Genomic DNA, 14,236 nt, shown 5'->3' with positions numbered 1-14,236 from the left:
CCCTTGTGCGCCTCATGCGCGATGATCTCGGGGCACAACCAGTCGGTGCCCAGCAGGCCGGTGGGGCCATGCTGCTCGTTGGAGCCGATGGGGATGACGACGGTCTTGGAGCGCTCCAGGAAGCGCTCGACTTCGGACCAGGTGGACAGGTGCAGCAGCATGGGGCTCGTTCCTCCGGCGGCGTTCGATTGGCCGCCACCATAGGGGTCCGGCCGGCCGAAGGCATCCCAAAACCGAACCGGCGGCCATCCATGCCCAGGCCTTGATCGCTCCCTTGAACACTTCACGTCGGTCCAGGACATCACCCGGGCTCGATTGCCGCCAACGCCCAAAAAATGGGCGTCAATTGATGAGGCTTTACTTGTGGCCGGAGGAAAATCGGGGAATAGGTCAGGTTGCCGTCATCTTCAAAAGGTAGTTTTACGGGATGCGGTGGGCGCGGCCAGGGTATTACTTGGTTGCGTTCGTGCAATAGTTCAATTTAAGGAAGGGAAATGGTGACCGTGAGTGAGACGGACTTCGCCCACCAACAGATATTTTCCGCTGACGATATCCAGTCCATCAAGGGGTATTGCGTGGGTGATGGCGATGCCGTCTCTTTCGGCGCCTCGGTTGTTTACATCAGTTGCTACAAGAAGAAGGATGCAACCATCGTCCATGCCATCCTGGATTGCGTGGTGATCTGCTTGGGCCATTCACCCGCCGGGCTCAGTCTCCAACTGGCCGCCCCCTTGGGTGATGGCAATTATATCCGGATGGCTACCGGTGATGTGGTCAGCCTGGTGGTCACGGCGCCCATCTTCGGCGGCTCGGTCCTTGCCGTGGCCGATCACCGGCACATTGACGCCATCGCCAATTTCTTCGCCAGCGCCGGTGTCGACGCCGGCCCGGTCAGGCCAAGTCTGCGGCTTGTGAAGTCGTAGACACGCCGCGGCCACCGCGCATGCTTGGCAGTTATGACGTCAGAACCCCGTCAGAACCGGTAAGCGTGTACCGGAATCCGCCGGGGGTGGGAACCGGGGCGGCGGCTCGGCGGTTTGCTGAGCATGGGGGCGGGTCGAAGATGGATCGCTGGCCATGCGACGGGCATTCAGGATAATCGGTTGGTCGGTGGGCGTGCTGGTGGTGCTGCTGGTGTTGGCCGGTACCGGTGTCTACCTGTTCGTCACGTCGGACTACGTGCGCGCCCAACTGGAGAACCGGGCGGAGGCGTTCTCCGGCCGCAAGACCCAAATCGGTAAGGTCACCGTGCAGTGGGGCTGGGTGACCCACCTCCTGCTGGACGACGTCCAGGTCTCGAACACCGATTGGGGCCAGGCGCCCCACTTGTTCACGGCCAGGCAGATTGAACTGGATATCGAGCTGCGGCCGCTGCTGTTCCACCGCGACCTGGTCTTCCCCCGGCTGATCCTGCGGGCACCCGTGATTGCGCTGGAGAAGAACGACAAGGAGGAATGGAACTGGAGCGCCGGGGAGAGTCCGGTGGCCCATGGCGCCGTGAACCAGCTGAAGCCCGAAAGCCGCGATGAGGTGCCGATGATCGGCCGGCTGGAGATCGACGACGGCCGTGTCAGCTATCGGGACGCCAAGCGCAAGCTGAACCTGGATGGCACGGTGCAGACGGCCACCGGCCAGGCGCCGGCCAACCCGACGGCGGAACTGGACCTGAAGGGCAGCATCGAGAGCAAGGCGCTGACCGTGCACTTTGTCGGCGGGTCCGTCCTCATGCTGCGCGATACCGACCAGCCCTATCCGGTGGATCTGCAGGTGGACTACGGCGCCACCAAGCTAACGGTCAGGGGCACGTTGCAGGATCCCTTCCAGTTCACGGGATCGAACGTCCAGGTGGCCCTGTCGGGCCAGAACCTGGCGGATATCTTCCCCTTGCTGGGCATCCCCGGGCCGCCCACGCCCCCCTATCGCATCAACGGCAAACTGACGCATGAGCCCGGGGTGTGGCGGGTGGTGGACATGACCTGGCACGCGGGCGACAGCGACCTGGCCGGCGATATCGCCATCGATCATCACGCCAAGCCGGCCTTCCTCACGGCCCATCTCACCTCCGACCACTTGGCGTTCGCCGACCTGGCGCCCCTGGTGGGCGCCACGCCGGGCAGCAAGGGCAACGTCTCGGTGGAACAGAAGAAGACGCAAGCCAAGCTGGAGGCCAGGGGCGACCTGTTCCCGGACGTCCCGCTGCAGGTGGAAAAGCTGCGCGCCATGAACATGGACGTCAGCCTGGACGCCCGCCGGGTGGTGGCGCCTGATTACCTGCCGGTCACGGCCTTGAGCTTCCGCGTCCAGGTGAGGGATGGCGAGGCGGTCGTGAACCCCTTGCGCATGAGTGTGGCGGGCGGCGGGCTGTCCGGCGACATGGCGCTGGATGCGCGCGCGGCCGACCCGCGCACCCGCGCCAACCTGAATTTCCAGGACGTCGACCTGAAATCCTTTTTCCGTGGCTCGGACTATTTCGACACCACCAAGGGCAAGCTGCGGGGCCGTGTCCAGCTGGTGGGCAACGGCCGATCCCTGGCCGACGTCATGGGCTCGGCCACCGGCAACGCGGTGATCACCATGTCAGGCGGCACCATCAGTTCGCTGATGGTCAGCCTGGCGGGGCTGCAAATCGCCGATGCCCTGGTGCTGTACATCACCGGCGACGACCAGATCCCCATCCGCTGCGCCGGGGGCCGCCTGAATTTCAACCATGGCGAGGTGGTTTTCGACCGGACCTTGATGGACACCCGGAAATCGGTGGTGCATGTCGAAGGTCGGGCCGGCCTCAAGACCCAGGAGGTCGATACCGAGATCACGGCCGATACCAAGAAGTTCGACCTGCTGGATCTGCACGCCCCTGTGGTGGTGAAGGGCAAGATCCGCTCACCGCGCATTTCCATCGGCCGCCTGATCCCCATCCCGCTGCCCGACTTCGGCGGCGCCGATGACGTGGATTGCGAGAGCATGACCAGGCAGTTGCTGGCATCCGATTAAGCGGCCCCGCCCGTTCATGGCGGCGCGCGCGATGCGGTGAGCGCGATTGGTCTTTCCCGCCCCCGGAATGTCCGCTGGCAGTGGCCCGCCCTGTGCTATCCTATTCCCGCATTCCTACCGTCTGGGCCCAAGATGGCCCGGTCCAAGATGGCTGGGCTTGACCCATCTCAAGGCATCGGCTGGGGGTGCTTGGTACGCTTGCCTCATCGTTCGTCTCGCCCGCGCAAGCGGGGTGCAGCGCCTGCGCCCCGCCGGGGGTCGCAACCAGGGAGGACGCCATGCCTGATGCCGTCAAAACACCGTTTCCGGAAAAGGACCTGCCGCACCCGGTGCTGGAAGCCCTGATGACGGAAAACACCGCCTGGATGGATGACATCCATCATGTCTACGGCCGCATCACCCACGGCGGCTTGGCCTTCTTCCAGGAAATGACACGGTTCTGGGAACTGCGGATGCATGAGGACCGGGAGGCCTGCGCCGCCCTGCTGGCTTGCCGCACCCCGCAGGAGTGGCAGGAGTGCGGCCAGCGCTTCGCGCTGAAGGCCAGCCAGGATTACGCCAATGGCATCAGTCGCCTGCTGCAGGTGACCATCGGCACGCTGGAGGATGGGCCGGCGGTGGCCAACGGGGCGAAGAAGCCGGCGCGTGGCGCCCGTTGACCCTTGCCCCGCTGGACGCGCAGGCGACCCGTGCGCGGGTGCCGCGTTTAAAGTCCGCCCGGCACCCCGTATGTTCAGACGGTTAGCAACCGGGACGGCCGCCTGCGGGCGGTCGCCCCACCGCCGGGACATGCGCGATGCCGCAGCACCACGACCTCTATTCCTACGAGCCCGCGCGGGGCCATGGGCTGCCGCACGATCCGCTGAACTCCATGGTGGGGCCGCGGCCCATCGGCTGGATTTCCAGCCGGGGGCGGGACGGCAGCGTCAACCTGGCGCCGTACAGTTTCTTCAACCTGTTCAACTACCGCCCGCCCATCGTGGGTTTCTGCAGCACCAGCGCCAAGGACAGCCTGCGGAACGCCGAGGAGACGGGCATGTTCGTCTGGAACCTGGCCACGCGCGATCTGGCGGAACAGATGAACGCGACCAGCGCGCCCGTGCCCTACGGCACCGATGAATTCCAGCTGGCGGGACTGACCCCCCTGGCCGGCACACACGTTGACGTGCCCCGCGTGGCGGAAAGCCCCGTCCATTTCGAATGCCGTGTGACGGACATCCACCGCCTGCGCCGCCACGACGGCAGTCCCGTCGATTCCTGGCTGGTGATGGGGGAGGCGGTGGTGATCCACATCGCCCGTTCGTTGCTGGTCGACGGCATCTTCGACACCTTCGGCGCCGGCATCATCCTGCGCGGCGGCGGCCCCTCCGCCTATGCCGCCATCACGCCGGACACCCGCTTCGACATGGACCGGCCGGGGGCCAGGCGCTAAGCCCGGTCATCAAGAACCGTGGTGATCAAGAACCATGTGGCGGATATCAAGAATTATTAAATTACGGACTCGGTCGCCCGCATGGTAGGGCAGCGGGGCCGTATCCGGACAAGCGGTCGGGCGCCTTCAGGCATCTGACCCGCCTTGTCAGGGGCGGCAAAGCGGTGTCCTATGCCATCGTCCGCGTCGCCGGTCGAAATGTTTGTCCCCCCTCCGTGTCGTCCCTACCCGAGGCCTCATGTCCAGTTCGTCCGCCGCTCCGCCCCTTGATGCCGACCCCGCCCTGGTGGACGGCCTGCGCTTCGCCATGCGCCGCCTGGCGGCATCGGTTTCCGTGGTGACGCTGCGGGACGGCAAGGGGGCGGCCGGGGCCACGGTCAGCGCGCTATGTTCCCTCAGCTTCGACCCGCCCTCCGTCCTCATCGCGCTGAACCAGTCGGGCAGCGTGCATGACCGGCTGCTGGCGGCCGACACCTACGCCATCAACATCCTGCACGCTGACCAGCAGGACATTTCGCGCACGTTCGGCCAGCCCAACCGCACCGAGGACTGTTTCAAGCCCGGTGAGTGGGAGGACGTGATGGGCGCTCCCTGCCTGATCGGCGCGCAATCCACCCTGGTATGCCGCCGCGCTGCCGAGCTGCCCCACGGCAGCCACCGCGTCATCGTGGGCGAGGTGCTGTGGACCCGCAGCCGGACCGAGGTTGATCCGCTGCTCTACGCCGACGGCGGCTATCGCCGTTTGAGCGGCATCTGACAAAAAGACCCCCGGAGGCTGATGCCGCCGGGGATTCCAGTTGGTACAGGGCGATCCGGGCGGGTTTCCCCACCCGGACCGTCGGGAGGATGCCTCAGAACTTGGCGCGGGCGCCGAAGATCACCTGGGTGCCCGGGTAGTAGATGCTGTAGGGCGAGTTGGAGTGGCCGAACAGGGTCACCAGCGGTTCGTTGGTGATGTTCAGCGCATCCACCGTCAGACGGACGCTGTCGTTGAACACCGGCAGCTGATAGCCCAGCGATACGTCCAGCTGGCCGCGCGACGCGTTGATCAGCGCTTCCTGCAGGTTGTTCTGCGGGGCGTTGGCGGCCGTGGACTGGTCGTTCCAGACGTAGTTCACGCTGACCGACACGCCGTGGCCTTCGTAATAACCCTGCAGGTTATAGCTGTAGGGCGAGATGCCGGTGGCGAACAGGCCGCTGTCCGAGCTTTGCTCGATATGCGTGCCGTTGGCCGAGAAGCCCAGGCCTTCGACGATGAAGTCCAGCGGCTGCACCCAGGTCAGCTCGATGCCCTGCAGCAGCAGCTTGCTGAGGTTCACCGGCTGGTTCAGCGTCACGGTGGCGACGTTGGGGCCGCCACGCAGCAGCAAGGCCTGCTGCTGGCTGGTCTGCAGATCGCTGAAATTGATGCCCAGCGCGGTGAAGGGCACCGTCTTCTGCGTCGTGACGGTGAAGCCGTCGATGTCCTTGCGGAACAGGGCGGCGCCGACATAGCCCAGGCCGCCGGTGTACCACTCGCCGCCGATGTCGATGTTGTTGGAGGTGTAGGGCTTCAGGTTGGGGTTGCCAGCACTGGCCACCTGGGCGGAGATGTCGGAGAAGGTGGTGCCGGGCAGCAGCTGGCTGGCGTCGGCGCGGGTGATGCTGCGCGAGGCGGCGGCGCGCAGCTTGATGTCATCCGTCAGGCTGTAGACCACGTTGGCCGAGGGCAGGACGTCGCTGTAGCCTGTGTTCAGGGTCTGGTCGATCAGCGCGCCGGAGGCGGTCTGCAGCGGGCTGGTCACCGTCTGGTCGGTGTGGAAGTAGCGCAGGCCCATGTTGATGGCCACGTCGTGGCCCAGCAGGGTGTCCTTGGCGTTACCCTCGGCATAGCCACCGAAGGTCTTTTCCGAGATGTTGCCGACGGAACCACCGGTGACGGCGCTGCGGGTCTGGGGGGCGCTGTCCTTGAACTGCTCGTAGTTCGTCGCCTTTTCCAGGGCCGACAGGTTGGTCATGATCCACTTGGTGTAGCCGACGTTGCCATCAGCCAGGTGGCCGAAGTCGTTGATATTCATGGGCAGCAGGTACTGGCCGATCTGGGAATTGGGCACCAGGCCGGACAGGCCGTCGCAGGTGGCGCCGCAGACCGCCGTCTGGAAGGCGGTGCTGTTGTCATAGGCGCGGATGATGCGGCTGGCCATGTCATAGGCGCCGCCGACCTTCAGGTTGACGGCGTCGTCGCCGTACTGGGTGTCGATGTGGGCGCCGCGGGTGGTGGTCTCACGGTACACGTTCTGCACGTTCACGCGATACCACTTCCAACCCAGGTTGGGGTCGTTCAGGTCGCGGTTGGGGATGATGATGGGCTGGCCGTTGGCGCCGCCGGTCTGGTAGGTGACGGTCAGGCCGGACTGCGCCGGGGTCTGGACGTCGAACTGCGGCTGTTCGCGGAAGAAGGTGCTGTGGCCGTAATTGACCTGGGCGTCGACCTTGAAGTCCTTGGACGGCTTCCAGGTCAGGGTCGGGTTGATGTTGTAGAACTCGGTATGCTGATTGAAGATGTCGTTTTCCAGGAAGAAGCTGGAATTCGCGAAGGTGCCTTGGGTCACGACATTGTTGCTGTCGACCGTCAGGTTGAAGGGGACCATGCCGCCGGTGGAGGTGGGGCTGGTGCCGGGGCCGGAGTTGCGCACGTACCAGTTCATGTTCAGGCGCTGGTAGTCGCGGTCCGACTGGGCCCACAGGCCGTCGATGGCGAAGTGCCATTCGTCGCTGGGCCGGTATTCCAGGGACAGCAGGCTGGACACGCGCGACCGGTCGCCGAAGGTGTAGCTGTTGCGGCCCAGGCGCGGGATCAGGGCGCTGCCCAGTTGCGGCAGGCTGAGGCCGGAGGTCTGGGCCAGGTTCACCGGCTGGCCCGGCGTCAGGCCGGTGACGTTGTTGGGGGCGGTGCTGGCATAGACGAAGCCATTGCCGGTGCCGACGTCGCCGTTGGCGGCCCCCAGGTTGCCGTCGCTGTAGCCGATGGTCTCGAAACCGTCGATGCGGGTGGTGGTCTTGACGCCCGAAACGCCGACCAGGACGCCGAAATCACCCCAGGTGTGGCTGGCGACGAAGGCGCCGCGGGGGCTGACTTCGCCATCGGCGTTGGTGTACTGGCCCTGGCCGATCAGGGTGACATGCGTGCCTTCGTTATCGAAGGGACGGGCGCTGTGCAGGTTGACCGTGCCGGCGATGCCGCCCTCCAGCATGTCGGCCGTGGGGCTCTTCGCCACGTCCAGCCGGGTGAACAGCTCGGACGGGAAGAAGTCCAGGTCGACCTCACGGTTGGCGCTGCCGCCGTTGGTGCCGCCGTCCGACGCCACCGCGATCTGGGTGTTGTTCAGCAGGACCTTGGAAAAGCTGGGACCCAGGCCGCGGATGGAAACCTGCACGCCCTCGCCATTGATGTCGCGGGTCAGGTTCACGCCGGGAATGCGGTTCAGGGTTTCCGCCAGGTTGGTGGCGGGCAGCTTGCCGATGTCCTCGGCGAAGATGCTGTCGCCGAAGGACACGGAATTGCGCTTCTGCTCCGTGGCGTCCAAGAGGCTGCGGCGGATGCCGGTGACGGTGATTTCCTCCATCTCGTCCCCGGTGGAGGCGGGCGACGCCGTCTGGGCCTGGGCCTGCAGGGCCAGCATGCCCAGCAGGGCACCGCCGGCCAGGGCGGTGGTGGTGAGAAGGGCCTTCCAGTCTCTTGAGTGCGCCATGATTTCCTCCCTCTCCGCCCGCGATCTCTGGAATTTGAGCGGGCTTTTGTTGCGTCTGGTCTTTGCGCGCCGCGCGGATGCGGATCAGCGGTAACGGCGGTCGCCCTGCGTGTGGGGGACGGGGGCGTCCAGCACCGTGCCGCCCCCCAGCACCTCGGCCGCCAGCGCGGCCAGGCCGGCGATCACACCCGATCGCCAGGATTTCATATGCCGGCCGGTGGCCGATTGCAGGCATGCCATTCCGCTTCTCCCTCAAGCCGGCGCGTTGGTCGCGCTCAAATGGTACCGTTACCATTTCCTGACAAGGGCAATATTGTCAAGATATTTCTCAAACAATATTGAATGCATATTGGGTGAGTATTTTAAAAATAAGACTAATACATAGACGCGTCCGAAATGGAGCGACGTGATTTCCGTTTTATATTTAGGTGGCTTATTGGGCGTGGACTCAGGATGGGTCACCTCCGCCGTCGGTGCCGGGAAGGGCCGGGCGCAGGTGTGGGCTCAACATCTGCAGGGCCAGCAAGGCCAAGGGATAGGCGGCGGCGGCTGTCAGGAAGACGGGGCCGTAGCCGCCGGTGGTCTGCAATATCCAGCCGGTGAACTTGGCCATCAGCATGCCGCCGACGGCGCCCGCCGTGCCGCCCATTCCCACCACCGTGGCCACGGCCGAGGGCGGGAACAGGTCGGAGGGCAGGGTCATCAGGTTGGCGGAGAAGCCCTGATGGCCGGCGGTGGCCAGGCCGATGATCAGCACCGCCGGCACCAGGCCGCCGACCCAGGGGGCCGCCAGCACCGGCACGACACAGACGGCCGCCGCCAACATGGCCAGCTTGCGCGCCCGGTTGGCACCGATACCGCCGCGTATCAGGCGGGACGACAGCCAGCCGCCGGAGACGCTGCCGATGTCGGACATCAGGTAGATCGCCACCAGCGGTGGGCCGAAGCCGGAGAGGTCCAGGCCGAACCGGCGACCCAGGAAATCCGGCAACCAGAACAGGAAAACCCACCAGATGGGGTCGGTCAGAAACTTGGCCAGGACATAGGCCCAGGTCTGCCGCTGGCGCAGCACCCAGCCCAGGCGCGGCTCCGCCTGGACGGTGGCGTCAACGGTCCCATCGGCACGGATATGCGCCAATTCCTCGGTGGTCAGGCGGCGGTCCTCTTCCGGACGCCGGTAGAACACCAGCCAGGCGGCCAGCCAGGCGAAGCTTATGACACCGGTTACCATGAACGCCATGCGCCAGTCGGCCACGGCGACAATGAGGGGCACGACCAGGGGCGTGACGATGGCGCCGACGTTGGACCCGGCATTGAAGATGCCGACGGCCAGCGCGCGCTCGCGCCGGGGGAACCACTCGGCCACGCTTTTCAGGCCGGCGGGGAAGTTTCCAGCCTCCCCGGCGCCCAGGGCCACGCGCACCAGGACGAACTGCACCAGGCCGCTGGCCAGGCCGTGGGCCATATGCGCCAGGTTCCACACCAGGAAGGTCAGGGCATAGCCCCAGCGGGCGCCAACGCGGTCGATCACCCGGCCGAATACCAGGTAGGCTACGGCGTAGGCGGCCTGGAAGTAGAAGATGATGTCGGCATAGTCGGTGTCGGACCAGTGGAACTCCTGCGACAACAAGGGTTTCAGCAGGCCCAGCATTTGCCGGTCTACGTAGTTGATGACCGTGGCGGCGAAGAGCAGGGCGACGACGATCCAGCGCCGCTGGCCTAGTCTGGCCGGCGGTGGGGTCGGTGCGATGGTGGCTTCCGCTGGCCACGCCATGGACGTCTCACTCCCCTTTATCACCGCCGGCCCCCAAGGCCCGCGCGGCGCTGTTCGTTCACTTCGGCGCGCTTCAGGCCGCGCCCGGCCTCATGTCAGGTCACCAGTTCCACAGCGTGCCGTCGGTCAGGCGCGCCACTGGCAGGTAGGCCGGCTGGTAGGGGTACTTCGCCGCCTCCGCCTCATCGATGTCGACGCCGTGGCCCGGCGCCTCGCCTGGGTGCATGTATCCCTTGTCGAAGGTGTAGGCGTGGGTGAAGACGCTGTCGGTCACGTCCTCATGCACCATGCGTTCCTGGATGCCGAAGTTGGGCACCCACAGGTCGAAGTGCAGGGCCGCCCCCATGCAGACCGGCGATAGGTCGGTGGCGCCATGGCTGCCGGTGCGGATCTGGTACAGCTCCGCCAGGCTGGCGATGCGGCGCAGGTGGGTGATGCCGCCAGCGTGCACCACCGTGGTGCGGATATAGTCGATCAGCTGGTTCTGGATCAGGTCCTTGGCATCCCAGATGGTGTTGAACACCTCCCCCACCGCCAGGGGGGTGGTGGTGTGCTGGCGGATCAGGCGGAATGCCTCCTGGTTTTCCGCCGGGGTCGGGTCTTCCATCCAGAACAGGCGGTAAGGTTCCAGCGCCTTGCCCAGCCGCGCCGCCTCAATGGGGGTCAGGCGGTGGTGCACGTCATGCAGCAGGTGCAGGTCCCAGCCGAAACGGTCGCGCGCCGCGGCGAACAGGGTGGGGGCGAAGTCCAGGTAAGCCGCGGTCGACCACGCCGATTCCGCAGGCAGGCCACGGGTGGCCGGTTCGTAATTGATGCCCTTGGCCACGCCGTAGACGCCCTTGAGGCCGGGCACGCCGGCCTGGACGCGGATGGCCTTGTAGCCCTGGTCGATGTAGTGCTGCACCTGGTCCAGGGCATCGCCCACCGTCTGGCCGTTGGCATGGGCGTAGACCATGACGCCGTTGCGGCTTTTGCCACCCAGCAGTTGATAAAGGGGCAGGCCGGCCACCTTGGCCTTGATGTCCCACAAGGCCGTGTCCACCGCCGCGATGGCCGACATGGTGACGGGGCCCCGGCGCCAGTAGGCGCCCTTGTATAGATACTGCCAGATGTCCTCGATGTCGTGCGGATCACGGCCGATCAGGCAGGGGATGACGTGGTCGGTGAGGTACGACGCCACCGCCAGTTCCCGTCCGTTCAGGGTGGCGTCACCGATGCCGTAGACGCCTTCGTCGGTGCGGATCTTCAGGGTGACGAAGTTCCGTGCCGGGCAGGTGACGATGACATAGGCGTCGGTAATCTTCATGGGGGGCTCTACTCCGAAGCGGGTTCCAGGCTGGCGCGGGCGCTTTGATCGCGCGGTAGCGGCTGCAAGGCTGGCAAATCGTATTTAGGAACGCCCGTTGGGGGCGGCATTCTCTCCCTGCGCGGACTCAGGTCCGCTCATTCGTCGGTTACCATTCATGTATACTACCATACCAGACGGGTCAACAGGCCAGTGCAGGATATGCACGTCGTTATCAGAACCCCGTTCTCCCACGATCGCGGCCTTGCCTGTTATCTAGTATGGTAGTATGCATGGTGGGCGACAACAACGGCGTTCGACAAAACGCGGCGGTCCTGGCAACTGCTTTTGAACGCGCCATCCGATGCCCCAGGGTGGAGGCGGGCTCCGGCCCCCGTGGGACTCTAAGGGGTGCGTCAGTGTNGGCGGAAAATGACCGTGTCGTCCTGAATCGGATCCAGGCGGACAGTGCGGAGCCCGTGGCCCGCCGCGTGTTCCGGGAGCTGCGGGGCGCCATCGTGGCCATGAAGTTCCGCCCTGGTCAGGCCATCTCCGAACAGGACATCGCCGACCAGTTGGGCGTCAGCCGCCAGCCGGTACGCGAGGCCTTCATCAAGCTGAGCGAGGCGGGGCTGCTGTCCATCCGGCCGCAGCGCGGTTCCTTCATCGTCAAGATTTCCGTTCGCCAGGTGTTCGACGCCCGCTTCGTGCGCGAGGCGGTGGAACTGGCGGTGGTGCGCCGGGCGGTGGCGGAGATGAAGGGGCGGGACATCGATCTGCTGCGCGACAACCTGCGCGCCCAGGCCAACGCCGCTGAGGACCGGGACCACGTCCGTTTCCTGGAACTGGACGAACGCTTCCACCGCGACATCGCGCTGCACGTCGGCTGCGAGTACGCCTGGCGGGTGGTGGAGGAGACCAAGGCCCAGATGGACCGTGTCCGCTACCTCAGCATGCCGGAGGCGACGCCGCTGACGCTGCTGATCACGCAGCACCAGGCCATCGTCGACGCCATCGCCGACCGTGACGCGGACCGGGCGGAGGCGGCGATGCGCCTGCACCTCCAGGAAATCCTGACCTCTCTGCCCCAGTTGGCCACCCGCTTCCCCGACCTGTTCGCGGACGATTTGGCCCCATAACCATTTGGCTGTTTGGATGAGGCTGGCCCCGGCCGGCCTGGTGTTTTAGGCTCATGGTAACGGTACCATGATGCCGAACAAGAATAACGATAGGGAGACGCGCCCGTGCGTACACGCCATAACTCTGTTCGCCGGCTGGTCCTGACCGGTGCCGCCGCCGTGGCCGTCAGCGCCGCCGCCCACGCCGGTGACACGGCGACTGGCAAGCCCGCCGTCTATAAGGACCCTGGCGCGCCGGTGGCCGCCCGGGTGGATGACCTGCTGGCGCGCATGACGCTGGACGAGAAGGTGGCCCAGTTGATCGCCGTCTGGGACCACAAGCCCGCGATCTTCGATCCGGCCATGAACTTCGATCCCGCCAAGGCCAGCGGCGTCTATCCCAACGGCCTGGGCCAGTTCACCCGTCCCAACGACGAGAAGGGCAGCGGCTCCATCCGCGACCAGTATTGGCGCGACACGCGGGGCACGGTGGCCATGGTGAACGCCGTCCAGCATTGGGCGGTGGAGAAGACGCGGCTGGGCATTCCCGTGCTGTTCCATGAGGAGGGCCTGCACGGCTATCCCGCCATCGGGCCCACCAGCTTCCCCCAGGCCATCGCCCAGGCCAGCAGCTGGGACCCGGAGCTGGTGCGCGAGGTCGACGGCGTGGTGGCGCGCGAAATCCGTGTGCGCGGTGTCAGCCTGGTGCTATCGCCCGTGGTGGATGTGGCCCGTGATCCGCGCTGGGGCCGTATCGAGGAAACCTTCGGCGAGGATCCGTATCTGGCGGGCGAACTGGGCGTCGCCGCCGTTCAAGGCCTGCAGGGCGACAGCCTGCCCCTGGCCGACGGCAAGGTCTTCGCCACCCTGAAGCACCTGACCGGCCACGGCCAGCCGGAAAGCGGCACCAATGTCGGCCCGGCATCCGTGGGGGAGCGCACCTTGCGGGAGATGTTCTTCCCGCCGTTCGAGCAGGTCATCCACCGCACCAACGTGCGCGCGGTCATGGCCTCCTACAATGAGATCGACGGCGTGCCCAGCCACGCCAACACCTGGCTGCTGCAGGACATCCTGCGGGGTGAATGGGGCTACAAGGGCGCCATCATCAGCGACTATTCCGGCGTGGACCAGCTGGCCAGCGTCCATCATGTGGTGCCGGACCTGCCCGCCGCCGCCATCCGGGCCATCAAGGCCGGGGTGGATGCCGATCTGCCGGACGGCGAATCCTACGCCAGCCTGGGCGACGCCGTGCGCGCCGGCAAGGTGAAGGAGGAGGTGATCGACCGCGCCGTCCGCCACATCCTTGACCTGAAGTTCCAGGCCGGCTTGTTTGAGCACCCCTACGCCGACGCGGACAAGGCGGATGCCCTGACCGGCGATGGCGAGGCCCGCGCCCTGGCACTGAAGGCGGCGCAGAAGTCGGTCGTGCTGCTGAAGAATGATGGTGTCCTGCCGCTGGACACCGCCAAGGTGAAGACCCTGGCCGTCATCGGCCCCAACGCCGCCAAGGCCCATCTGGGCGGCTATTCGGGGGAGCCCAAGCAGACCGTCAGCATCCTGGATGGCATCAAGGCCAAGGTCGGGTCCAAGGTGACGGTGACGTACGCCGAGGGCGTGCGCATCACCAAGGACGACGACTGGTATGGTGACAAGGTGGAACTGGCCGACCCGGCGGAGAACGCGACGCTGATCCGGCAGGCGGTGGCCGTGGCCAAGGCCGCCGACCACATCGTGCTGGTCATTGGCGACAATGAGCAGACCAGCCGTGAGGGCTGGGCCAAGACCCACCTGGGCGACCGCGACAGCCTGGACCTGGTTGGGCAGCAGAATGACCTGGCCCGGGCCCTGTTCGCGCTGGGCAAGCCGGTGGTCGTGGTGCTGCAGAACGGCCGGCCGCTGTCGGTG

12 protein-coding genes are annotated in these 14,236 nt (G+C 66.0%); 7 read left to right on the top strand and 5 right to left on the bottom strand.

Annotated features, from left to right (window positions below; all coding sequences use genetic code 11):
* Positions 1–161 (bottom strand): creatininase family protein (locus tag I55_RS24125; protein WP_044563222.1); only part of this gene is annotated, 161 nt, incomplete at its 3' end.
* Between the two features lie 333 nt (positions 162–494).
* Between I55_RS24125 and I55_RS24120 the strand changes: the two genes are divergently transcribed.
* From I55_RS24120 to I55_RS24100, 5 genes are all read left to right on the top strand, one after another.
* Entirely contained in the window at positions 495–923 is a 429-nt protein-coding gene (locus tag I55_RS24120) for a hypothetical protein (protein WP_044563220.1), read from the top strand.
* Between the two features lie 154 nt (positions 924–1,077).
* Positions 1,078–2,991 (top strand): AsmA family protein, encoded by a 1,914-nt coding sequence (locus tag I55_RS24115; RefSeq protein ID WP_083901389.1) that lies wholly within the window; start codon positions 1,078–1,080, stop codon positions 2,989–2,991.
* Positions 2,992–3,269: 278 nt separating this feature from the next.
* Positions 3,270–3,650 (top strand): hypothetical protein, encoded by a 381-nt coding sequence (locus I55_RS24110; RefSeq protein ID WP_044563216.1) that lies wholly within the window; start codon positions 3,270–3,272, stop codon positions 3,648–3,650.
* Positions 3,651–3,787: 137 nt separating this feature from the next.
* Complete coding sequence (locus I55_RS24105; protein ID WP_044563215.1) at positions 3,788–4,423, top strand: flavin reductase family protein; 636 nt, start codon at positions 3,788–3,790, stop codon at positions 4,421–4,423.
* 238 nt (positions 4,424–4,661) lie between these two features.
* A complete protein-coding gene (locus I55_RS24100; RefSeq protein WP_044563214.1) occupies positions 4,662–5,180 on the top strand; it encodes a flavin reductase family protein in 519 nt (172 codons plus the stop codon).
* A gap of 94 nt (positions 5,181–5,274) precedes the next feature.
* Here the strand turns inward: I55_RS24100 and I55_RS24095 are convergent, their stop codons facing one another.
* From I55_RS24095 to manD, 4 genes are all read right to left on the bottom strand, one after another.
* Positions 5,275–8,154, bottom strand: coding sequence for a TonB-dependent receptor (locus I55_RS24095; protein WP_049974448.1), 2,880 nt, complete (start codon positions 8,152–8,154; stop codon positions 5,275–5,277).
* An 84-nt stretch (positions 8,155–8,238) separates the two neighbouring features.
* A complete protein-coding gene (locus I55_RS37340) occupies positions 8,239–8,394 on the bottom strand; it encodes a hypothetical protein (RefSeq protein WP_159107264.1) in 156 nt (51 codons plus the stop codon).
* A gap of 208 nt (positions 8,395–8,602) precedes the next feature.
* The gene (locus tag I55_RS24090; protein WP_044563213.1) at positions 8,603–9,928 is read right to left on the bottom strand and encodes an MFS transporter; all 1,326 of its coding nucleotides are present in this window, start codon (positions 9,926–9,928) and stop codon (positions 8,603–8,605) included.
* A 100-nt stretch (positions 9,929–10,028) separates the two neighbouring features.
* Positions 10,029–11,234, bottom strand: coding sequence for a D-mannonate dehydratase ManD (gene manD / locus I55_RS24085; protein WP_044563212.1), 1,206 nt, complete (start codon positions 11,232–11,234; stop codon positions 10,029–10,031).
* A gap of 398 nt (positions 11,235–11,632) precedes the next feature.
* On the opposite strand from manD, the gene I55_RS24080 reads away from it, so the two are divergent.
* The gene (locus tag I55_RS24080; protein ID WP_252181293.1) at positions 11,633–12,352 is read left to right on the top strand and encodes a GntR family transcriptional regulator; all 720 of its coding nucleotides are present in this window, start codon (positions 11,633–11,635) and stop codon (positions 12,350–12,352) included.
* Between the two features lie 105 nt (positions 12,353–12,457).
* A partial coding sequence (locus I55_RS24075) for a glycoside hydrolase family 3 protein (RefSeq protein ID WP_252181292.1) occupies positions 12,458–14,236 on the top strand: 1,779 nt, incomplete at its 3' end.

Origin of the sequence: Azospirillum sp. B4 (assembly GCF_000333275.1) — a bacterium.
GTDB lineage: Bacteria > Pseudomonadota > Alphaproteobacteria > Azospirillales > Azospirillaceae > Nitrospirillum.
Note: the sequence above shows the minus strand (reverse complement) of the source record. Positions and strands in the feature narration are given on the sequence as shown.

Coding starts and splice junctions, on each gene's coding strand:
- I55_RS24120 (WP_044563220.1), top strand. CDS start 495: ATGGTGACCGTGAGTGAGACGGACTTCGCCCACCAACAGATATTTTCC.
- I55_RS24115 (WP_083901389.1), top strand. CDS start 1,078: ATGCGACGGGCATTCAGGATAATCGGTTGGTCGGTGGGCGTGCTGGTG.
- I55_RS24110 (WP_044563216.1), top strand. CDS start 3,270: ATGCCTGATGCCGTCAAAACACCGTTTCCGGAAAAGGACCTGCCGCAC.
- I55_RS24105 (WP_044563215.1), top strand. CDS start 3,788: ATGCCGCAGCACCACGACCTCTATTCCTACGAGCCCGCGCGGGGCCAT.
- I55_RS24100 (WP_044563214.1), top strand. CDS start 4,662: ATGTCCAGTTCGTCCGCCGCTCCGCCCCTTGATGCCGACCCCGCCCTG.
- I55_RS24095 (WP_049974448.1), bottom strand. CDS start 8,154: ATGGCGCACTCAAGAGACTGGAAGGCCCTTCTCACCACCACCGCCCTG.
- I55_RS37340 (WP_159107264.1), bottom strand. CDS start 8,394: ATGGCATGCCTGCAATCGGCCACCGGCCGGCATATGAAATCCTGGCGA.
- I55_RS24090 (WP_044563213.1), bottom strand. CDS start 9,928: ATGGCGTGGCCAGCGGAAGCCACCATCGCACCGACCCCACCGCCGGCC.
- manD (WP_044563212.1), bottom strand. CDS start 11,234: ATGAAGATTACCGACGCCTATGTCATCGTCACCTGCCCGGCACGGAAC.